This is a genomic window from Leifsonia sp. Root1293 (assembly GCF_001425325.1).
Taxonomy (GTDB): Bacteria; Actinomycetota; Actinomycetes; order Actinomycetales; family Microbacteriaceae; genus Orlajensenia.
In genome coordinates, this window is the sequence record NZ_LMEH01000001.1 from 1789395 (window position 1) to 1810220 (window position 20826).

At 64.2% G+C, this 20826-nt stretch carries 14 protein-coding genes; 8 read left to right on the forward strand and 6 right to left on the reverse strand.

Annotated features, from left to right (window positions below; all coding sequences use genetic code 11):
- Nucleotides 1–67: 67 nt before the first annotated feature.
- Nucleotides 68–748 carry a winged helix-turn-helix transcriptional regulator gene (locus tag ASC59_RS08475; protein ID WP_055820807.1) on the reverse strand — a complete coding sequence of 227 codons (681 nt, stop codon included), beginning with the start codon at nucleotides 746–748 and terminating at the stop codon, nucleotides 68–70.
- Between the two features lie 74 nt (nucleotides 749–822).
- Here ASC59_RS08475 and ASC59_RS08480 point away from each other — a divergent pair, with 74 nt between their 5' ends.
- From ASC59_RS08480 to ASC59_RS08490, 3 genes are all read left to right on the forward strand, one after another.
- A complete protein-coding gene (locus ASC59_RS08480) occupies nucleotides 823–1548 on the forward strand; it encodes a hypothetical protein (protein ID WP_055820810.1) in 726 nt (241 codons plus the stop codon).
- A gap of 42 nt (nucleotides 1549–1590) precedes the next feature.
- The gene (locus tag ASC59_RS08485; RefSeq protein WP_055820815.1) at nucleotides 1591–1911 is read left to right on the forward strand and encodes a hypothetical protein; all 321 of its coding nucleotides are present in this window, start codon (nucleotides 1591–1593) and stop codon (nucleotides 1909–1911) included.
- Between the two features lie 95 nt (nucleotides 1912–2006).
- Nucleotides 2007–2525 carry a hypothetical protein gene (locus ASC59_RS08490; protein WP_055820818.1) on the forward strand — a complete coding sequence of 173 codons (519 nt, stop codon included), beginning with the start codon at nucleotides 2007–2009 and terminating at the stop codon, nucleotides 2523–2525.
- A 200-nt stretch (nucleotides 2526–2725) separates the two neighbouring features.
- Here the strand turns inward: ASC59_RS08490 and ASC59_RS08495 are convergent, their stop codons facing one another.
- Nucleotides 2726–3316: a recombinase family protein gene (locus ASC59_RS08495; RefSeq protein ID WP_055820821.1), complete on the reverse strand. Its 591-nt coding sequence runs from the start codon at nucleotides 3314–3316 to the stop codon at nucleotides 2726–2728.
- 114 nt (nucleotides 3317–3430) lie between these two features.
- Between ASC59_RS08495 and ASC59_RS17215 the strand changes: the two genes are divergently transcribed.
- From ASC59_RS17215 to ASC59_RS08505, 3 genes are all read left to right on the forward strand, one after another.
- Nucleotides 3431–3775, forward strand: a complete 345-nt coding sequence (locus ASC59_RS17215; protein WP_157487965.1) for an immunity protein Imm33 domain-containing protein — start codon at nucleotides 3431–3433, stop codon at nucleotides 3773–3775.
- Nucleotides 3776–3945: 170 nt separating this feature from the next.
- Nucleotides 3946–4404 (forward strand): hypothetical protein, encoded by a 459-nt coding sequence (locus ASC59_RS08500; protein WP_055820824.1) that lies wholly within the window; start codon nucleotides 3946–3948, stop codon nucleotides 4402–4404.
- A gap of 104 nt (nucleotides 4405–4508) precedes the next feature.
- On the forward strand, nucleotides 4509–4976 hold the full coding sequence (locus ASC59_RS08505) for a DUF4265 domain-containing protein (protein ID WP_162243181.1): 468 nt from the start codon (nucleotides 4509–4511) through the stop codon (nucleotides 4974–4976).
- Between the two features lie 924 nt (nucleotides 4977–5900).
- Here the strand turns inward: ASC59_RS08505 and ASC59_RS08520 are convergent.
- Both ASC59_RS08520 and ASC59_RS08525 read right to left on the reverse strand, forming a co-directional pair.
- Complete coding sequence (locus ASC59_RS08520; protein ID WP_157487967.1) at nucleotides 5901–6452, reverse strand: hypothetical protein; 552 nt, start codon at nucleotides 6450–6452, stop codon at nucleotides 5901–5903.
- A 242-nt stretch (nucleotides 6453–6694) separates the two neighbouring features.
- A complete protein-coding gene (locus ASC59_RS08525; protein ID WP_055820838.1) occupies nucleotides 6695–7201 on the reverse strand; it encodes a MarR family winged helix-turn-helix transcriptional regulator in 507 nt (168 codons plus the stop codon).
- Between the two features lie 337 nt (nucleotides 7202–7538).
- Here ASC59_RS08525 and ASC59_RS08530 point away from each other — a divergent pair, with 337 nt between their 5' ends.
- Nucleotides 7539–8627, forward strand: a complete 1089-nt coding sequence (locus ASC59_RS08530) for a serine hydrolase domain-containing protein (protein ID WP_055820841.1) — start codon at nucleotides 7539–7541, stop codon at nucleotides 8625–8627.
- On the forward strand, nucleotides 8624–9586 hold the full coding sequence (locus ASC59_RS17475; RefSeq protein WP_082513483.1) for a GNAT family N-acetyltransferase: 963 nt from the start codon (nucleotides 8624–8626) through the stop codon (nucleotides 9584–9586). The genes ASC59_RS08530 and ASC59_RS17475 overlap by 4 nt, the downstream gene beginning before the upstream one ends.
- Before the next feature lie 558 nt (nucleotides 9587–10144).
- Here ASC59_RS17475 and ASC59_RS08540 read toward each other — a convergent pair.
- Together ASC59_RS08540 and ASC59_RS08545 are read right to left on the reverse strand one after the other, a co-directional pair.
- Nucleotides 10145–19441: a DUF5979 domain-containing protein gene (locus ASC59_RS08540; protein WP_055820847.1), complete on the reverse strand. Its 9297-nt coding sequence runs from the start codon at nucleotides 19439–19441 to the stop codon at nucleotides 10145–10147.
- A 786-nt stretch (nucleotides 19442–20227) separates the two neighbouring features.
- Nucleotides 20228–20815, reverse strand: a complete 588-nt coding sequence (locus tag ASC59_RS08545) for a TetR/AcrR family transcriptional regulator (RefSeq protein WP_235492635.1) — start codon at nucleotides 20813–20815, stop codon at nucleotides 20228–20230.
- Nucleotides 20816–20826: the final 11 nt, after the last annotated feature.

Genomic DNA, 20826 nt, shown 5'->3' on the forward strand with positions numbered 1-20826 from the left:
GCTTAGCCCAGGAGCCGATGACGCCGACACGGCGTCGTAGCCTCCCGGCGCGGCCCAGGAGCGTCCCTCAACCCGCTACGCGATCCACGAGCGATCCCGTCCCCGTGAAGATTCCAGGTGCGGGGAATGATTCAAGGAACTGGTCGGCCGCTGCCCGGTCACCCGTGATCTCGATTACTCCGGTATCGAGGGAAGCATCCACGTCGACGCTGCCGAAGAGCACATCCCACCAACTCTGCACCGTCCCCCGCAGCACTGCGTCGGGTTCTCGCGCTGCGCCCCGCTTGATCTGGATCGCGTCACTGTCGAGATGAATGGCGAACTCGTCATCGCCCAATTGGAGAGCGACAGACACGGCGGACGGCCCGGCAGGCCTGTAGAGCGCCTTCAGGAGCAACGCCAAGGAGTCGGCACTCATCTTGGAACCGTGGTGCACGTCCAGACGCGCACCCCACTGCGCCAGTGCGACGACGGCCGGCTCCAGTGCGACGCCGGCCGAAGTCAACTCATACACCTGAGCTCTGGCCGGCGGGCCGAGCTTGACCCTCTGAATGACGCCGGCACCTTCCAGTTCCTTCAGCCGCTGACTCAACACGTTCTGACTCGCTTGCGGAAGCCCCAACCGAAGGTCGGCGAATCGCTTCGGACCGAACATCAACTCGCGCACGATGAGCAACGCCCAGCGCTCACCGACGGCATCCAAGGCCAGGGCTGCACCGCACTCATCTGCATAACTTCGCTCGCTCATAAAAAAAGATTACCCTAAACGCACTAGTTAGTGCTACTTTAGGACTACGCACTACTAAATAAGGAGTAAACATCATGGACGCACTACTCGTAAAGGTTCTCGAAGCTCATGGCGGCAAAGCCCGCTGGGACTCCCTCAAGACCGTCAAGGCAACCATCAACTACGGCGGCCCGTTCTGGGAGTTCAAGGGCAACGCCGACTTCGCCGTCACCGAGATCGTCGAAGCGGACCTCTACCAGGAATGGATCCGCCACACCGAACCCGAAACCGGCCGAGTGATCGAGTACTACAAGAAGGCCGACAAGGTCGTCATCATGGACGCCGACGGCAAGGTCATCGACGAGCTCGAGAACCCGCGCGCCAGCTTCGACGGCTACACGACAGAGACAAAGTGGACCGCCGCGCAGGCCGGCTACTTCCGCAGCTACGCCGTATGGCACTACCTCGCCGAACCCATCGTCTTCACCCTCCCCGGTGTCGAGGCTCACGAGATCGAGCCGTGGACCGAAGGCGACGAGACCTGGCGGGTCCTGCAGGTCACCTACCCGAAGACCATCGATGCGCACAACGAAGTCGAGCTGTACTACTTCAACGAAGCCGGGTTGCTCCGCCGCATGGACTACCAGCCCGTCGTGAACGGCTACTCCCCCACCGCGCACTACATCCAGGAGACCGACCTCATCGACGGACTCCCGGTGCCCACACTCCGGTACGTGCACATCCGCAACGAGGACCGCACCCCCGACCTGTCCTGGGTTCCCATCACCCTCGCCCTCAGCAACGTCTCCTTCAACAGCTAAACCAGCCAAGCAACACCAACCCAGATCCGAGAACCGATTCTCATGAACCAGCTCCAAGCCGCACTCCCCGCGGCAGACAAGAACACCGCCCAGGCCCCAGCAGACGCATTCCAGGACCTCACCCTCCCGCAGTTCCACAACCTCCTTACCGAGGCCGGCCTGCAGAGCACACCCGAGACCGTCAAAAAGCAGAGCAACATCAGCGCCGCACTGCGCCGCTGGTTCGGCGGATGGAGCTTCATGAGCGTCAATGGCCTCATCAGCCACGCATACCTCGCCAACACCGCCGGATTCGTCGTCATCGGCCCGTACTTCTACGCAGTTCCGAAGTACATCGCCACCACAGAGCCCACCCGCCGGTAACCACCACCCTCGCCACTCAGCATCCCGCCCGCGCCCGCGTCGATCCGCACTCCCAGGTCGACGCGGGCGCCTTTTACGACATATCGGAGAACCTCATGGGAATCATCGACACCCTCTTCGGCCGCAAGCGCCGCGAACCGGCCGGACCCGCACCCTTCACCCCGAAACCAGGAACAGACGACGAACTCGCCGTCCAACGCTACGAATACCTCCTACGCAACGCCGGCCCCGACACGGTAGAACAGGTCCACTCGGAAGCGTTCGCGAAACTTAGCTACGCCCAACGCGACCTCATGTTCGACCAGCTCGTCGCACGCGCCGCGGCAAACGACGAAAAGCCGGTCGACGCGACGCCCGGCTCCCTCGCAACCGCCGCAACCCTCGTGGAAACAAGACGGCCCGGATCCATCAAACGCCTGTTCGGCAACGCCAGCGCCAATCCCCTCTGGGGCGACCCGAACTCCATGTTCTACCTGTTTGTCAGCTACTCCATCGCCTCCGACCTGTCCACCGCGTACTTCATCAGCCAGGTCGCATCGGCCGACACGGCAGCACCCGACGAGATGAGTAGTGATGCTAGCGAAAGCGACTTCTTCGGCGACTTCGGCTTCTGAGCCCGCCGCGGCGCACGCTGCGCGACGATTCACGTAAGAGGATCCACTTGCGGAAATCCACTACGCCCGCACATGCCGATTGTGAGAGGACGACTGACGAAGTAGACGCGGGCGGTAGCCTCCGGGACGCTACCGCCCTAGACGAATGCTTCTTTGGGTTCTGGGATTCGTCGGAACCCAGGAACGCGGATGTTCCTTAACTACTTGCCGGTCCTTGTCTGTGTCTGTCGCTGAATAGTTCTGTAGACGGTCGACCGTGCGACGTTGAACAGCTCGGCAAGCTCAGCGGTGGTGTGCGTACCAGCGTTGTGCACTTCCATCAGGTGATGCTGCTGCGGGAGGGAGAGTTTGGGCTGCTTGCCGCGGAGCCTGCCCTTCGCCTTCGCTACCTGCATGCCTTCCCGGGTGCGGGCTCGGATCAGATCGGATTCGAACTCGGCCACCATCGCGAGCACGTTGAACAGCAGCCTCCCGACTGGGTCGAGCGGGTCGTGGACAGAGCCGCCGATGCTGAGTTTGACGTGCTTGGCGGTGAGCTCGTCCACAATGTCGCTGGCATCACGAAGCGACCGTGCCAACCGATCGAGCTTCGCCACCACCAGGGTGTCGCCGTTGCGACACGCGGCGAGAGCTTCGCGGAGACCTGGTCGTGCTCGGTTGGTTCCGGTCAGCCCGTGGTCCGTGTAGATGTAGGCGGGATCAACCCCGAGCCGCTCGAGGGCGACGCGTTGTGCGGTGAGATCTTGTTCGTATGTGGACACGCGTGCGTATCCGATCAGTAGTTCATTCATACGGGAAGCCTCATCCCGCGCGTCGTCACCGGCCATACGTCACCGCGACGAGACGAACCGGTAGGGGACCGGCTTGCGGGCGGGCTGCCGCGGCTGCCCGGTAGTCTTCGAGCCATGCCAGAACCGGATGCTGACGACGTTCTGGGGCGGCTCGGCGTCGTCCCATCCCTCCCGCGTTCGGGCAGCACTGTCGGCATTTCCCCGACTGTCCTGTCCGGTATCTGGCCGATCAACGCCCTTCGGCATCCTCAGCACGATGGAACATGTGGCTGGTACATCTGGGCTGGCGAGGCCCTGCCTGCTGCGGACGACTTCTTCAAGCCTCTGCATGTTGAACACGTCGCTGACTGGTGTCCGCAAATCGTGCCATTTCTCGGCCTCCCTCCCGGATGGCGAGTTCTGCTCGCTCCTGGACAAGAGGACGTATGGTTCGATGCCGAGCTACTGTCGGTGGAGTGATCGAGATCACTCAGCGTACGAGGACCGCTGGAGCCGTTCGTTCGGTACCGGAGAACGACCCCTCAGCGAGACCCGTCCGGTATCCAAACGGACTGGCGGCGGGCGTCTAGGGGTGTCGGGGCTATGGCGGGTCGGACGAACTTGGCCATGGCGGCGATAGCATCTTAGCTGTGAAGCTAACCATCCGATTAGTACACCTCGGGTGGATTGAAGCAACGATCCAGCACCACGAAGACTCGCTCGGAATCACAGCGTCGTACATCGGCGACGCACCCCGGGAGCTCTTGGAGGCGGTTGAGCAACTGCAAACGGGAGCCGCGACAGCTCGCTGCAGATGGCTCGAGGAGCCAGGCGAGTATCGGTGGATATTCGAACGAACCGGTGCCTTGGTGGACGTGCGCATTCTCTGGTTCGACGATGGCTGGCATGACTCCGACGACGCCGGGGTAATGCGGTTCGAGTCGACGGTCTCGCTGAGCGAGCTTGCTTTTTCGGTCACGGACGGCATGTCGCGGATGGTCTCCGAGAGTGGGGGTCCGGAGGGCTACTTCCGTAAGTGGACGATGGCCTTCCCTGAGAACGTCCTTGGCAGCGTTCAGTCTCGCCTGCGAGCTCCGGAACAGCGGTGACGGTTGGGCGTGCGCAGGCCATCGGGCTTCGGGGCGTGGCGTGGCGTCGCATGAGTGCACGGAAAGTCGAGGGTTCGCCGCCAGAATGGTGGCGGAGGTGGCAAGTGCCAAGTCGTGAAGCGGTGCATCGTGAACCGGTTTGGCGTTCTCAATCCGATTTCATCATCGCCACCTCCATCGATGGGGCGGACACCGACGTCGTGACCGAGCAACTGTGGGCAAAGAGAATCGATGATCGACACTTCGAGCTCTGTTGCATCCCGTTCTTCGCCCACGACCTCGCCTTGGGAGATCTAGTCCAGGTCGACTCGGCGTACATGGTCGAGCAGGTGGCGAAACCATCAGGACGATATGTGTTTCGGGCCTTCTTCGACTCATTGATGCTGCGCACGCAGGAGAAGGTCGTTCAAGGATTGAGCACCTTGGGCGCGCTACTGGAGTGGTCGTCCCAAAGCCTGGTGGCGATTGATGCCCGCGACGTTGAGCACGCGAACGAGCTTGCCGAGTATCTGGCTCAGTGCGAGTCGCGCGGTTTGCTGCTCTACGAGACAGGCAAAGCGAGAACCGCCTGACGGAGCGACTGCGTCGAAGTACGTCGCAAGCGTTGCCGCAGTGGATGGTCTAGCGGGCGCGCGACTCGAGGAGCTCAGGCTCTTTCGGCAAGCCGCCGAAGGCGATAACGACGACCGCTGCTCCACCTACGAGCAGGCCGAGGGCAACGAGCGTTCCCGCCCAACTGCCGGAGTATGTGGTGATGGTGCCACCGCCGGCGCTCCGATCCCACTCGCAAGCTCGACCAACCGGCCAGAGAGCGGGATACCCGGTCACGACGTCTGAACGTTCGGACATCGCGGCCATGGGAGAGCTCGGCCCTTCGACACGGCACTTGTACGTGGCTCCCTTGTAGGTGGCCGGCATGAGTTGTGCAGCAACGAGAAGGAACCCGAGCAGTATCACGACCAGCCCAACCGCTATCGAACGGCCCGGTCGCCGATTGCTTGTCCTCGTGGCATTCACTCGGCTAGCTTCTCACCATCAATCCGGAGGGGCGGGCCGAGTATCGGCAGTCGGGAGCTATCTGTTGGGCGTACCAGTTCGAGAACGCATGAGCGGTGGCTGCTATGTTCGCATTCATGGCTGAGTATGGGTGGTTGTGGGTCCTGTTAGCCGTGATCAACGCGAACATCGCAGCGTCCAACCGCCGCTCCCCGATCGCTTGGTTCCTGCTCTCCCTGGCAATCGGACCCTTCGCTACGGTGATCTTGCTGCTTCGCCCCGCTCCACCACTCGAGACGAAAAGTCCTGCTCCGTTGTCTGGTACCACCGACTGAGCCCTCGCGACTCGCGCCTCGTCGGTCGGGTTCTCGTGCACATACGTCGGGTCCCAGATCGCAGTGAAGATGGCACCCGGTTCCGGAGGATAGACACCTGCCTGCTGTCGGCGAACGGCAGTCCGGGGTGGCCGGGACGTCCAATCTGCGACGAGAGCTTTCGACCTAAAGCGGGAAGAGGAAGCGTTCGGGATTCATGCCAGCGGCACCCTGAAACACAACGGCTGTGCGGGTCGTGTCACCGGGGTCGCCGGCAACGAAAGATGGGGCGAGGCGTTCCAACCCTCGGGGAAGATCCTGCGGAATGTACCCGGCGGGCGCCAGATAGGCGCGAACTCCTCCGCCCGGCCGAGGGGCGACGCCCACCCACACACCGTTCGCCTGAAAATCGTGGCTGGTAGTGCAAGAGCTGCCGGTCATCTCAGCGTCGACCATGACAGCGAACAAGCACAGACGGTCTCCCTGCGTTCGAGCGACCCAGTATTCGGCGCGGTCATCTTCGGCGAGCATCCGCCATGTGCTCTTGTCGATGCTGCTGTCGTCCCCAGCGGACATGTCGAAAGAAGGTGGCGTGCCTGGGCCCGCCGGCTCGGCGAGAGCTGGGACAAGGTCGATGAGATCCGGCTCCGTTGTCGAACCCGATACGCTTAGCCACACCCGGCCGCCAGCAAGAACGACAGCTCCCGCGAGGCCCGCCACCAAATATCGCCGTTTCATGCCCCCCCCCTGACGTTCGTGAGACCTGAGCGTACAGGTGCTCTCGCGCGTCGGGTCAATAGCTGCTTCCAACAGCTCGCTGCGATCGCTCAAGGATCGGCCTGGGGATGCCCGCATAGGGATCCGCTACCGGGCGTTGCGGGAGGTCGGCTCCCCGAGCGTTGCGGCCTATCCCGCCATCACGTCAGCTGCCATCGATTCCCCATGACAGGTCCTACGATCCTGAGCCGGCTTGGTGCCATTCAGCGTTCATCGACGCCTGGTGTCTGCTCGGCCTGCCGAAGGTCGTCGAGGATCGGACGAAAGGTCAGCAGCGCGCTTCTCAGGGAATCTGCTGCCGCGTCTCCGAGGGCGATGGATAGTGCGTCGTCGACCGTTCGGAATAGTTCCTGGGCGGTCTTGTGAACGGCCCTGCCGGCCGGAGTGAGAGTGATCCTGTACGAGCGGCGATCTTCGGGGTCGGGGTCCTTCTGAACGTGCCCACGGGATGCAAAACGCTTCACGTAGCTCGACACGGTGGTCGGTGGTGCCGCCATCCACCGAGAAAGCGTTGATGGTGTCGTGGCTTCTGACGCAGCAAGAATCGAGTAGACCGCGAACTCGTCGCCGGTCAGTCCTGCGGGCGCGACGGTGGCGTCCACCAGGGCTGACGTTCCGCGGGAAGTCAGCCAGATCAGAAACGCCAGGTCGACCCCCTCCTCGCGGATCTCGCTCGCTGAAAGAGCCGACGGTGCGTCGATTGAATCCATAGCCCCAATCTAGTGCGATTTCGCATGAGTTCCCCAATTCACCTTGACAAAGTACTACGTTATCGCACTAAATTATGTCGAGCGTGCAGAGTGCATGCTCGAAAGAGGCAGGAAAGATCGTGGCAATTTCTCTACGCAGGGGCCTGCTGGGCATCAGCGCGGTAGCAGTATCCGTCGTTGCTCTCGCTGGCTGCACGACAGGATGCGCAGGCAGCTCGTCTGCCCAGGCTGCGGGATCGATCCACACTGTGGTCCTAGCAAGTCCTGAATACAGGTGTACCGGGCCGGGTCCAGAACTGTTGAAACTATGGAGCGACTTCACCAAGGCGGTCTTCGAATGACGACCCGGCGCCAGGCGATTGCACAGAAAACCAGTGAGACCGTGGCACGCGCGATGCGAGCAGCGCAGGTCCCGGGCCTGTCGATCGCGGTCGTAGACCGGACCAGCACAATCTTCGCGGGCGCGTTCGGCCATGCTGACCTCGCTGACGTCGCAGCGGCCACGACGACCACCAGGTTTCGGTGGTTCTCGATGACGAAGCTCGTCACCGCCACTGCCCTTGTACGACTGGCTGACCAGGGGAAGCTGGACCTCCAGTCCCCGGTGCGGGCGCACCTCAACCAGTGGCCAAGGGGAAACCCCGCCACGGTTGGACAACTTCTGTCGCACACCGCCGGCCTACCCAACCCGCTGCCGATCAAGTGGGTGCATTCGGTTGACAGTGAGCGACCAGACCAGGCGGCGATGCTCGAGCAGCTTCTGCACCGGCACAATGGGAAAACTCGACCACCGGGCGGTCCGGCGAAATACTCCAATATCGGCTTCCTCGCTGCTGCCGAGATCATCGCACTCGCGGTCGGCACCTCCTTCATGGAGCACGTCAATACCGAGCTGCTTGTTCCCCTTGGCATGACCGCCACCGGTTTCGATCACCCAGCCACCGACGCCGCCACAGGGTACCTAAACGTCCCCCGACCCGTCATTCCGTTCGCGAAAGCGTTCCTACCCACCGAACTCATCGGCAACCGCCCTCACGGCGTGCAGGCACTTCGCCCATTCCAGGTCGACGGTGCGGGCTACGGCGGCCTGATCGGGCCAGCTACGGACGCCGCACGATTCTTGCAGCTTCATCTCCACGACGGAGAACTTGACGGCGTTCGCATCCTCACCACCGAATCCGCCACGAGAATGCGTGAGCTCGTCTCACGCAGCCGGTCTTTCGACCACGCCACCGGATGGTTCCGAGAACGCTCCCGCCTACCGTCCCAGCCGCACTGGGAGCACTACGGTACCGGCGCAGGCTTCTGGAACGTCGCTCGGATCTACCCCAACCTCGGCCTTGGTGTTGTCATCATGACCAACAGCACCCGCCGGTTCGACTTCGAGAGCATCATCGCATCGATCACGAAGGACTACCGATCATGACAACAACAACCATCCGCCCCTACGAGGCAACCGACGCGCAACAAACCATGACGGTCTTCCAGCGTGCGGTAAGGATCACCGCCGCCGCGGACTACGAACCTGAGCAGATCGCTGCCTGGGCAGCGGACCTCGACATTGCGGCCTGGGCGCACCGCAGAGCTGCCGCCGAGACGTGGGTCGCAGAACAAGACGGCGTCGTTGTCGGTTTCAGCGACCTCAGCAAATCCGGATACATCGACATGATGTTCGTTGATCCCGCAGCGGCGCGGACGGGTGTTGCAACTGCCCTTCTCAGCCACCTCCTTCACCTCGCCATCGGGCGCGACATACCCGAGCTCACCGTCAACGCCAGCGCAACCGCACGCCCCTTCTTCGAGCGCGGCGGCTTCCAGGTCGAGACCGTGCAGGAGGTTGAACGCAACGGCGTGATCCTGCACAACTTCCGAATGAGAGCGCCAGTCAACGCGACCCCGGAAACGCCCTGGCTGCCTACGGACTTCATTCACCCGCTGCGCGTCGACTGGGGCGAAGATGTGCACCTGCGCCCCATCCGTGCCTCCGACATCGACATCGACATGCCAGCCGTCCTCGGCAACCAAGAAATGCTCTGGGAGATGTACGGCGACGCCTGGGCCTGGCCGCCTGCCACCCTCACCGTCGAGCAGGACGTCCGAGATCTCCAGCACCACGCCGATGAGATGGACCGCCACGAATCCTTCAACTACGCGATCCTTCCTACCGACGAAGCCGAACTGTTCGGATGCATCTACATCGACCCCGTCAACACCGGCGACCCCAGCCGCATCGAGGCTGAAGTCTCCTGGTGGGCCACTCCTGGCGCTCCGCCCTGGCTGCGCAACCACCTCGGTGACCTCGCCTCGGCATGGATCCGCCACGCGTGGCCGTTCGCCGGCGTTCACACCCCCTTCAACCAAGTCCACTTCCGGGAGACAACATGAACGACAGCTGCAGGCCGAGGATGCGAGAAACCTCCGCTGGACCAGTTACCGACGAACGAACCACGAGCGAAGCGCTACCGGACTGGATCATGTCACGAACTTTTCTGCTGCTCGGACTCGGCTTGCAGGATGGCGGATCCACATGCGGGCACCCGAGGTGATCCGTTTCCGTGCGATCGCTGGCTGCGGTGTGGCCGGATCGGAACCACGGGTGCCGCTCGCCCGTCAAGCTGCGTTGGCTAGGCGGGCACGGGAGTCCCGGAGTCCGGTCGCCCCGGTTGTTCCGGGTTGCGCCTCCGGATGCATCAACTATTGACGAGAATGAGGGCGACGAACAAACCTGCGGCCACCGTAATTGCGAGAGCGGGTTCCCACCAATGGACACGACGCGGTTCCACAGTTAGCCGGTCCCTGACGGAAACACCAACGGCTGACCCCGATCACAACATGAGTTGATACGAACAGATTCGTGAGTCGCGAACTGCTCGCTGGGTATGACACGTGGGGAAGCGCGCAGGTCGCCAGGCACACGTCGACGGCGCCCGGTGGAGATCGTGGTCACGACTTCCTGCGGCGGCGCCGCAGGAACGCGGTGAGTCCGATGACGGCGCCGCCTAGCAGCAGCACGATCCCAGCGGTCAGCTGTATCCGCAGGGCATCGCCATCGACTCCGGTTACGGCTAGCGGCGGGTCGAAGCGGTTCTCGACGGTGATGTTAACGACGGAGTCCGCCGTCACCACGGCCGGTTCGGCTTGCGTCGCACTGATTTTGACCGCGGCCGCGCCTCCCTTGTCGGTCTCCTGTGCCCAGCACTCCGCGCCGATCGGCAGATCGTCGAAGCGACGCGTCTCGCCGCCGGCGAGGATGACCATCTCGCCGTCGAGAACCACCGAGGCGGGGTTCGCCCCTCTTTGGAGAGTGCAGGTGAGCTCGATCTGGAACCTTTTGCCGTTCGCCTGAGCGGTGGCACCGGTGATCACCTTGGAGAGGTCGATGGAACCGTAGTCGAACACGTTGGTCGCGACGATGCCGATCTCCTGCGGGGCGTCGACGACGGTCACGATCGCGGCGTTGTCGAAGGAATCGAAATCGATGCTCGACGACGTGGCGCCACCGGCATCCGTCTCGGCTGCGAAGCAGTGCGTCCGGTAGGGCAGGTGCAACGGGTCGCCGTCATCGTCGGTCACAACGACCGTCTCGCCGCCGCTGACGGTTACGGGGCCAGAGAAGAGGGTGAGCAGCGTGCCGTCTTGCCCTTCGAGTTGGCAGGTGACCTGGATCACGAATAGGGCGCTCGTCGCGTAGTCCTCGTCCTGAGCTGCACCATCGAGCACCTTGGTGATCGCGATGGTACCGAGCGAGAACTCGTTGACGAAGCCGGCGGTCACTACGTTCGCGCCGTTGTCGCCGTCGTCGGGGATTGTCACGGTCACCGGATCGGGTGTCGCGTCTGCTCCTCCGTCATCCGTCTCTGTGACGATGCACTCGGCACCGACTGGAATCCCGGTGATGGTCGTCGAGGTGATCGGGTCTCCGGTGCCGTCACCCGTGAGTGTGAGCGTGCCGTCGTAGACCTGCGCGCCCTCGTAGGTGCAGATAACTGAGTAGACGAACGGGCCGTTCGAGAAGTCGGGGACACCAGGGCCGGTGAGCTGCTTCACGACGTTCAAGCCGCCGACTCGGAAGTCGTTGGTCACTGTCACGAGGGAGGGTCCGGATTCGGCGTCGCCGATGGTGAAGGCTCCGGCGGGGTTCACTGACGACTCGGTGGCGCCGGCGTCGTCGATTTCTGTGACGACGCATGATGCGTCAGTGGGTAGGTCGCCGACGATCCAGAGCGGATTGGCCCTGGTGACTACGGCGGTCTCATCGAAGACCGGGTTCGACACCGCGTCGGGCAATGTGCAGAGCAGGCGCACCGGGAAGTCGCCGGTGCCCCATGCATCGGCGCCGGCGCCGGTCACTTCCTTCGTGATGTCGACGCTGCCGACCGTGTACGAGTTGGTCACACCGACTGTCGTCGCATGCGTGCCAGCGGTGTCAGGCGACAGGGTGAAGCTCGCGTCAGGTCCGTCTATCGGGGCTCCGTCGACGCCGCTCTCGCTGATGACGATGGTGGTGGATGCCGCTCCACCGGTTCCTGTTTCGCTGACCGAGCAGCCGGCACCGGCTGGCAGCCCGGAGAACTCTTTCGACTGGCCGTCGCGCAGGGTGAATGACCGATCTGCGAGCGTAATCGATTCGTCGCCGAGGAACAGGCAGCTCGCGGTGAAGGAGTAGGTCAGGTCGTAGGCGATGGGGTCGCCGTGCTGATCGACCGCTCCCCCATTGTCGATGGCTTTGCTCACTGTGAATCCGGCGTTGCGGTAGATGTTCGTGACGGTCAAGGTCACGTCGCCGTCCGCGGCTGAGATGACTACCGGGGCGGCCTCGGTCGCACTGACCTGCACCTCCCAGGCCCCCTGTGAATCGGTCTCTTCTGCCCAGCAGCTCGAGCCGATCGGCAGATCGTCGAAACGCTCGGTCTCGCCGCCCTGAAGCCGGGTGAGTTGGTGATCGACCAAGGTGAGGGTCGGGTTGTTACCGCCGCGGTCGAAGGTGCAGGTGACCTCGATCTCGAAAGTGCGTCCCGTCCCGAGCACGGTGTCTCCGCCAAGCTGCTTTCTGAGCACGAGCGAGCCGTAGGCGAAGGTGTTCGTCGCCGTGATCTCAAGCGGCTGCGTGGTGTTTCCAGCCTGGGCGGTGACGATCGCCGCGTTGTCGTAGGAGTCGAAGTCGATCGCAGTGGATGTGGCTCCTGCTAAATCGGTCTCGTCACCCCAACAGTGGGTGCCCACCGGTAGCAGCAGATCGCCGCCGTTCACGGCGTCCTGCACCATCACGGTGCCGGCACCGGTCAACTCGACGTCACCGTCGAACAATGTGACGCGATCGCCACCGGTGTTGACCTGGCAGGTGACGTGAATCGTGTAGGTTGCGTCCGTCGCCCAGTCCTCGCCGGCGGCTGCGCCGTCGAGGGCCTTGGTCACTGCGATGGTGCCGGCCGTGAACCGGTTGAGGAAGGACGCGGTCGCAACTTGCGGTTCTCCACCTGCCACGTCAGGAATGGTGACGGTAACGTCGGCCGCCGCCGCGTCCGCCCCGCCATCCGCGGTTTCGGAGACGACACAGTCCGTACCGACTGGTAGGCCCGTGACGGAGGATGAGACGAACGGTCCGGCGGTTCCGTCACCCGAGATCTCGACCTCGCCGAATCCGACGTCCTGGCCCTCGTAGGTGCAGTTGTAGCCGAACTCGAACGGCCCGTCGGAGAAAGTGGGTACGCCGGATCCGTCGACCGTCTTGGAGACGGAGAAGCCGCCGACGCGGAAGTCGTTCGCCACGGCGACCGTCGACGGTTGGGCCGGGGTGCTGCCAATCGTCACCGAGGCGGGTGTGATTGTGGATTGGGTTGCGCCGCCGTCATCAGTTTCCGTGATGGCGCAGGATGCGCCCGTCGGGAGGTCGTCGATGCGCCAGACGTTGCCCGGGCCGTCCTTGGTCAGCACTGCGGTGTCGCTGAAAACCGTGTTGGGGTTCGCGGCGGCCAGTGTGCAGGTGGCCTGCACGGTGAAGTCGCCGAATTGGCCCGCCCAGGTACCGGTCGCCGACTTGGTGATCGCGAGGGACCCTACGGTGAAGGTGTTGGTGATAGCCACGGCGTTCAGGTGGGTCCTCGCGGGAGCATCGGCGAGCAGCGTGAATGCCGTGCTGGCCCTGTTTGACGGAGCCGTGGAGGACCCGTCGCGGGTGACGACGATGCTGGTGGATGCGCCGTGGTTGTCGGTTTCGGTGACTGTGCAGTCGGCGCCGGCTGGCAGGGCGTCGAAGGTGCGCGAGGATGTGGCCGGCGCGACCGGCGGATCCTGCAGCGTGAACGACTGGTCGAGCACTGTCGTGTCCCGGAAGGTGCAAACGGCGTGCACCGGGAACGGGTCGTAGACGATCGCGGCGCCGTCCTGGTCGACCGCTCCGCCGTTCACCACTGACTTACTCACGGTGAAGCCGGCGAACTCGTACGTGTTCGTGGCCTGGATACGCTGCAACTGCACCGGGGTCGACGCGAACGGGTGGGCGATGTCGGTGCGACCACTGAAGTCGCTGAGCGCCGTGATGGCGCCTGAGCTGGTCGCATTCGTTCCGGTGGGGACGTAGCTGACCTTCGCCCCCTGCGTCGGCGTTTCCGTCACCGTGCAGTCGGCGTACAGCGGGATGTTCAGGCTTGCTCCGACAGTAAGGACGGTGCCGTCTGGCAGCAGCGTGACGGTGGCGGCACTAGCTCCTGTACCGTTCACGATCGCTACGGGTTGACCGCCTGAGGTGCACGAGAGCGTAAAGGTGTAGCTCGATGGCAGGGGCGCCGTCCATCCGGTCGGCGTGACCACGGTTTTGGCGAGGCTGAGGCGGGCGGTGGGCATCGCCACGCCTGTGCGGACGGGCTCTACCGGCCCGAGGTAGATCTCGGCGCCGTTGCTGCTTCCGCGCGATCCGGCCGCGACGGCGTTCCAGGCGATCGGCAGGGTGCCGGTACCGGTGCTCGGCGACGACCACGCCGTGCGGGTTTGGAACGAAATGTCGACAGATGCTCGCGGGGCGAGGCCGGCGCCGGCCGGGAATGTGAGCACGAACTTGATGGCCTTGGCCGATGCGAGCTGCGCCGTGGGGGTCGTGTCAGTGAAGACCGTCCAGGCGCGGTTGTTGACATCCGCGTAGCAGGGGTCCGTCGTCGGGATACCGCCGGCTCGTGCAGAGCTCTCGATGTCCTTGGCGTTGCAGACCCGGTTGGGCACAGTGTTCAGGTAGTAGGCCGTGAGTACGGTGCCGGGTGCGGCGGTGGTGGCGACCTGGCCGAGCAGGGTCGGCGCCCAGTTCGAGCCGCGCTGCGTTCCGACGGTCACACCGGTGTCACCGGGGGCTGGCAGTACGTCGATGGCCGCGAGCTGCTCGGACGGGATGTTGCCGAGGTTGGTGAAGGTGGTGCGCCATGATTCGGTCCCGCCGGGGCGGGTGATCGGTACACAGGTGTTGGTGTAGTAGCCACGTCCGGCGTTCGGGGTGTCGCATGCCGCTGCGGCGGGCAGTCGGCCGGTGGACAGAACGCCGAGGTCGTCGTAGTTCGCATCGCCTGGGGCTGCGCCGGGTACGCCGGCTGCGACACCCTTCACGGCCTTGACCACCTGGATGGGAGCCGCGGCCGACGGCGTGACCGTCGTTGTTGCCGTGCAAAGGTCGACGTTGGTGGTGTTCGGGGTGACTGGGCGGTTGTTGCTGGTGAAGGAACAGCGCTCGAAGTCACGGTCCGATGAGGCCGTGATCGAGTTGCCGACTGGGGTTGTCGGCGCCAGTCCAGTCTGGAAGACCAAGGCGGCTGTGATCGTCAGTTTGTCACTGGGGTTGAAGACGAACCCGGCGGGAACGGTGATCGAGATGATTCCGGTTGACGGGTCGAGGCTGGCTGCGAATCCGGTGGTGGCCAGGGCAGTCCCCGCCCCGTTCACTAGCGCAAATCCGAACGTGTCGGTGGCGCCGGCCGGCTCGACGAGCAGGGATCCTTGGCCATTGGTGCCGACGGTGTCGGTGAGGGTGAGGCCGGTCATCGCCCAGGCACCTGAGTTGGTGATGGTCATCGCGTAGGGGATGGGGCTGTTGGGTGGGAATTGCTGCGAGCCCGCCCCGCCCTGACCGTTGCCGGGCGACTTCTCAACTGTGATGGCGTTGACGCGGTGCTGCAGGATGGTTGTGTCGCTGTCACTGGCGTCGGCTGTCCACGTCGTTCCAACGTCAGGCCTTCCCCACGCTCCAACGCCATGGACCTGAAGGTCATCGGTGGTTGTTCCTTGGACGGTCTCGCCGGGTGCTGTCTGCAGACCGGGCAAGGTGGACGGCACCGGGTAGGAGTCGACTTGACCGGCCGGACCCACGTGAAGCACTGTACGTCGGGTGGCGGTCACGGTGACCGTCACTGTGGGGTTGCGTGGCCGTTCCCAGTTCGCGTTCGCCGCGTTGCGGCGTACGTCGAAGCGCACTCCGCGGACCTGGTCGGCTGTCACGCCCGCGGGAAGGACCGGCGTGATCGCCCCGCCGGTCGCAGCGGTCTGCCACTGCCCGACGGTCCAGCACGCCGTGAGGTCGGCCGAGCCGTTGCACGTGGATGTGATCGCCCCGCCGCTGGTCTGGTACTCCGCTCCCACGAGGACGGAAACACGCAACTGTCGAACGGGTAGGGGCAGTGTGACCTGCGGGAAGCTGGCGAAGTCGAACGCGTTCCAGAAGGTGGGGGTGGCATCAGTGAGCGTCATCGTTGTGGTGCGCACGTTGCCTGTCGGCTGGCCCGCCAGAGTGAGGCGGTAGCCGGTGCGGGCGTCGTCCTCGTAGCGCGATGCCGGGGTGATGGTCTTGGATGCGGTGATGCCGTAGATAGCCGCGACGAATGCAAGGGTCGCGTCCGCGCTTCCGGCGGCTGAGTCAAGGTTCGGGTTTCCGCCGGGTCGCTCGACCGTCGCGAGCGCGATGTTGTCGACGCGGTCGGTGATGTCCACTCGAGGGGTCGCATTGATAGGGACGCGCTCGATTTCGCGGGACTGGAACGTCAGCGTGACGGTGCTGGCCGCTCCGGCGGCGACGGCCGTTCGCGTGGGATCCGAGTGCACAACGCTGAAGCCCGTGACGTCGGCGAGGTCAGCGGGTGGCAGGCCCTGCGCCTCGGCGACGGTGTAGGTCTGCGTTGCCGCGCCGCGGAGGAGTGTGACGACAGACTGCGTGGCACCGGTCGGCACCGTGATGTTGTCGATCGAGTACAGGTTGAGGTATTGGAAAGCCGTCGGAGCTGGCTGCGCCGGAGACGGATCGCTGATAGTGAGCTGGCCGATCTTGCTCTCGGTCTCGTTGGTGGCCGTGATCGTCGACGTCACCAGAGGGAACTCGTCGGCCGGGGTGCCGGCAGGCGGGACGGGTAGTTCGGTCTGGTCGAAGGCCTTGGTGACCGAAACGTTGACAGTGGTGTCGAGGATGGTGATCGCGGCGCCATCGCCCTGTGAGACCGGCACAGGGCCGATTCCCGTGAGGTTCACGGTGTTGTTGACGACCCCCGCTGCGCCGGTGTTATAGGTGTCGTCGTGAAGAATGCCGACGACCGGACCGTCGTCGCTGCGCTTGACCTGGCGGATCTGGAATGTGAGATCGAGGCCGCGGTCTTTACCGAACGATGCGGCGACGCCGCTGCCGAGAGCTGGGGCGCCGGCTCCACTACGGTTACTGCCCTCCGCGTAGCTGATTCGCACGCCGAGAGTACTGGCCCGCTCCGCGTCGCTCAGGGTGTAGCCAGGGAAGGTGCCATCGCAGACCACCGCGAGTCCACAGACCTTGCCGGTGATGTCGGTCCAGTTGACGGCCCCGTCGGTCGTGCTGCCGTCGGCGAGCTCGACCTTCGCGACGCGGTCGTACTGCATCGACGGATCGAGTGCCGGCGTGATCGGCTCGATCCGAGCCAGGTCGAAGGCGTCGTAGACCGAGGTGGCGACGTCTGTGATTTCGCTGGTGCTCGCGGGGTCGGTGATGACCACCGAGCTGAACGGCAGACCCTCGGTCGCCCAGTTCAGTCTCGTGGTGCGCTGCTCATCGCTGAAGGCGAAGACCTGGTCGTTCAACCACCGCTTCTCGAGGAGGTCGGGCGCGATTCCGTCGAAGGGTTTCAGCACGACCTCGTCGACAGCCGTCGCCGTGTTGTCGGTGGGGTCGGTGTCGTCGGGGTTCGAGACTGCTGCCTGTGCGCGGTTGTCGACGGTGAGGCCGGGGGCGGGCGCAGCGGCGGCTGCATCGGTGACGCTGCCGCTCCCATCGCGGAACGTCGACCGCATGGTGGTCGACAGAGTTGGGGCAACGGTGAAGCCCGGGGGCAGCACTCCGGTCTTCGGAAGGTACGTGAAGCGCACGCCGCGGATGATGTCCCGCAGCCCTGCAGGAACTGCGTAAATCCAGGTGGTCGCGCCTGCGATGGCGCTGGCGCCGTCAAAGGTGACCCAGGTGACGCCGTCGGCGCCGAGGTATTCGGCTTTGAGGGTGGCGTTGCCGGGTACGCCCGCGGTGATCTGGGCGAGGTCGAAGGTGTTCCAGAACGGGGTGGTGCCGCCGGCGGGGTCCGGATCGGTGATGATCAGTGAGTTGGAGCCGATCGTTGAGGCGTTCACGCCGGCGTCGTTCACGGCGCCGAGCATGGTGACATTCATCGTGGAGCCGGGAACAGCGAACATGTCGTCGCGGGCGATGCGCTTGTCGATGGTGGTCGAGACACGGGCGGGCTGCAAGGTGATCGTATCGGCACCGGTGTCGCTGGCTGTCCGCCCGGTGGCGTCGACCACAGTCGCCGTTGTTTCGTTCGTGCTGATGACGTCGCGGCTCCCATCGATGGGGCGGGCCGTCACGGTGAAGGGGATTTCGGCGGAACTGTTGGGTTCGATCGTTCCAGTGAAGAGCACGTCGAAACCGGTGACGCCGGCACGGGTCGGCGGGGGGATGTTGTCCGCGACCTGGGTGGCACGGGTCTCCGTGCTGCCGTCGGCGTAGTGGTACGTGACGCTCACCTCGGTGGCGCCGGCCGGCCACTCCACGCCGCCGGTGAAGCCGCTGAAGTCGAGACCTTGGTCCAGAAGGTTCGGCTGGCCGGGCGACGGCTCAGTGATGAGCATCGATACGACAGCAAGGTTGGAGTTTGTGGACGTGATTTTGGCTGTGGTCGATTCTCCGGCAAGGAGCTTGCTGTCGAAGAACGACTTCTCCACCCCAACGTTCGGAAGGGCATTGCTGATGACCACAGAAGCGTTCGCGGTCTGCGGCGCGGAAGAGGCGGCCCCCACTGTCACCAATGAGGAGGCGGTGTTTACGACGGTGGCCGTCTGGCCCTGCGGGATGTTCTCGACTGTGCTGTTCGTCGAGGTCTGAACGACGATCCGCGCCTCACCACTCGGAGGGGTGATGGGGAGCTCACCCGCGGAACTGCTGAAAGTGAAGCGCAGACCCTTCACATCACTCAAGGGCGTGATGCCAGGAATGCCGCTCGGGTCTGCGGGAATGGGGCCGGTGTCGGTCGCGGGCTGCCAGTTGCCAGCGGCGTCGCGGTACTCGATCTTGACCTGATCGGCGCCTGCGGGAGGCGTGATCGAGCCGATTGCTCGGAAGTCGAGGTAGCCCTCGAGCGGGCCGGCGACTCCGTCAGCGGGATCCTGCACGACGATGGTGTCGACCGTGCGATTCGAGGCGTTGCCGCCGCCGATCGTATAGTCGACAGGCTGCTGAGGCACACCGGGGACCTGCTGTCCGTCGGGTTGGTTGTCGTCGACAGACTTCAGCACGGTGCTGTCGAGCTTCTCGACCACGTTGACTGTGATGGTGGCCGTAGCGGACTGCGGATCCGCGTTGGTCGCCGTGGCGTTCGCGGTGTTGATGATGTCCTGGCCGTTGAACTCGGCCGTCGTATCGTCGGGCACGGCGACGAAGACCGTGATGGTCATGTTCTCGCCTGAAACGAGACCCGGACCATCGGGGGTGCTCTGAGTGAAATCGATCGTGAAGTCACGAGTCCCGACAGTAATGCTGTTCGCGCTCGCGCCACCGACCGAGACCGGGTTCTGAACCGCCGGGTCGAAGACAAGGGGGGCAGGGAGGGCGTCGTTCAGCTGCGCGTCGTTGCAGACCTCGGACAGGTTACTGTTGCAGGTCAGCGAGATGGAGTAGCTGAAGGTGTCACCCGGACTGTACGGCGACTGATTGGGGTTCACGGCTTTCGTGATGATGAGTTCAGCCGTCGGATCGGCTGCCATGGCCGGCGTCGCTGCACCAAGACCCACTGGAAGCACAACTGCACCTGCGACCAAAATGGCGGTGACGGCAGAGAGGAGACGATTCGGGCGCCTGGGCATTGAAAAAGCTCCATGAAGATAAAGGGGCATGGCCGGCGCACCGGGTTCGAGTTTCAACGTAGCTGAACTTCTATCACTCCTGTAACCCCTCATTCGTGGGACCGAGTCCGGGTGCGTCGTGTTGGATCGGCGGTGGAGCCGCGCGCGACCCTGAACTCGCGGACATCGCATCTCACCGCATCCGTGAGCTCCGCGGACACGTCCGCGACGCGCTCCCTGGAGTCGAGACGCCCCACGCGACGCCGTCGCCCGATCGAAACTAGAAGCCACGGCGGACGAACTCGCCGACGCGATCATCACGACCGTGCAGGGCTACCTCATACGCCTCGCGATCGACCGGGACGATGACGCCGCGCATCTCGCTAGCCGGCTGACCGCCGTGTTGGCGGTAGTGACGGATTCAGCAAATGGAGAACATCGAGTGGGGACCGGTGCCCTGTGGGATGCGATAGCCGCGGCCGTGAATCGCAATGGGATCCCCTACCGGGCTTACGCCGCACACCCCACCGGCACGTGCGGCGCTGCCCAAGCCGGAGTCCGAGTAGATGAAGCTGGGGCGTCGACCTTTGAGCGCTGTCGCAGCGGCTCACCGGACAGAAATAGTCACACGCGTTTTGACTCATGCGGACGTCGCCCACGTTGACCTCGTGCGCCTGCTTGCGTCGTCTACCCGCGCGGCCGGCGGAACTAAGACAGTCCAGCCAACGGACGCGCGGTCCGCAGGAAGGCGCGGCGGGCGCGCGGGGCGTCGTCGATGTAGCTGCCGATGAGGACGCCGTCCCTGAGGATGGCGAGTGCATCGACGGTGGCGTCCGGCTCCGGACGCCCGGCATCGGATAGATAGCGTTTCAGCGAGCTGCGGAACCATGCTCGGTGTTCGGCGACGACTTGTCGAACGGGGCTCTCTGCATCCGGAAACTCGGCCGTGGCGTTGATGAACGGGCAGCCTCGCGTGTGGTGTCGCGTCGCGTCGTCAGCGATGCCCTCCAGGGCCGACTCCAGCATGTGCTCCGGAGAGACCGCCGCCGCTTCTCCCTCAGCGAAGACGTCGCGCAGCATTGCATCCTCGCGTTGAAGGTATGCGACCACCAGTGCCTCTTTGCCGGCGAAGTGCCGATAGAGCGTGGCCCTCGTCACCCCCGCCTCCCGCACGATCTGGTCGATGCCGACCGAGTTGATGCCTTCGCGATAGAAGAGTCCGCCGGCCACTTCGAGCAGGTGCTCACGGGGCGAAAGGGTGGGGCGCGGCGATTCAGACATGGCGTCATGATACACGAGAACGAACG

What these genes read in the sequence shown, in the direction of transcription:
- ASC59_RS08475 (WP_055820807.1), bottom strand. Translation starts at nt 748, where the DNA reads ATGAGCGAGCGAAGTTATGCAGATGAGTGCGGTGCAGCCCTGGCCTTG.
- ASC59_RS08480 (WP_055820810.1), top strand. Translation starts at nt 823, where the DNA reads ATGGACGCACTACTCGTAAAGGTTCTCGAAGCTCATGGCGGCAAAGCC.
- ASC59_RS08485 (WP_055820815.1), top strand. Translation starts at nt 1,591, where the DNA reads ATGAACCAGCTCCAAGCCGCACTCCCCGCGGCAGACAAGAACACCGCC.
- ASC59_RS08490 (WP_055820818.1), top strand. Translation starts at nt 2,007, where the DNA reads ATGGGAATCATCGACACCCTCTTCGGCCGCAAGCGCCGCGAACCGGCC.
- ASC59_RS08495 (WP_055820821.1), bottom strand. Translation starts at nt 3,316, where the DNA reads ATGAATGAACTACTGATCGGATACGCACGCGTGTCCACATACGAACAA.
- ASC59_RS17215 (WP_157487965.1), top strand. Translation starts at nt 3,431, where the DNA reads ATGCCAGAACCGGATGCTGACGACGTTCTGGGGCGGCTCGGCGTCGTC.
- ASC59_RS08520 (WP_157487967.1), bottom strand. Translation starts at nt 6,452, where the DNA reads ATGAAACGGCGATATTTGGTGGCGGGCCTCGCGGGAGCTGTCGTTCTT.
- ASC59_RS08525 (WP_055820838.1), bottom strand. Translation starts at nt 7,201, where the DNA reads ATGGATTCAATCGACGCACCGTCGGCTCTTTCAGCGAGCGAGATCCGC.
- ASC59_RS08530 (WP_055820841.1), top strand. Translation starts at nt 7,539, where the DNA reads ATGACGACCCGGCGCCAGGCGATTGCACAGAAAACCAGTGAGACCGTG.
- ASC59_RS17475 (WP_082513483.1), top strand. Translation starts at nt 8,624, where the DNA reads ATGACAACAACAACCATCCGCCCCTACGAGGCAACCGACGCGCAACAA.
- ASC59_RS08540 (WP_055820847.1), bottom strand. Translation starts at nt 19,441, where the DNA reads ATGGCAGCCGATCCGACGGCTGAACTCATCATCACGAAAGCCGTGAAC.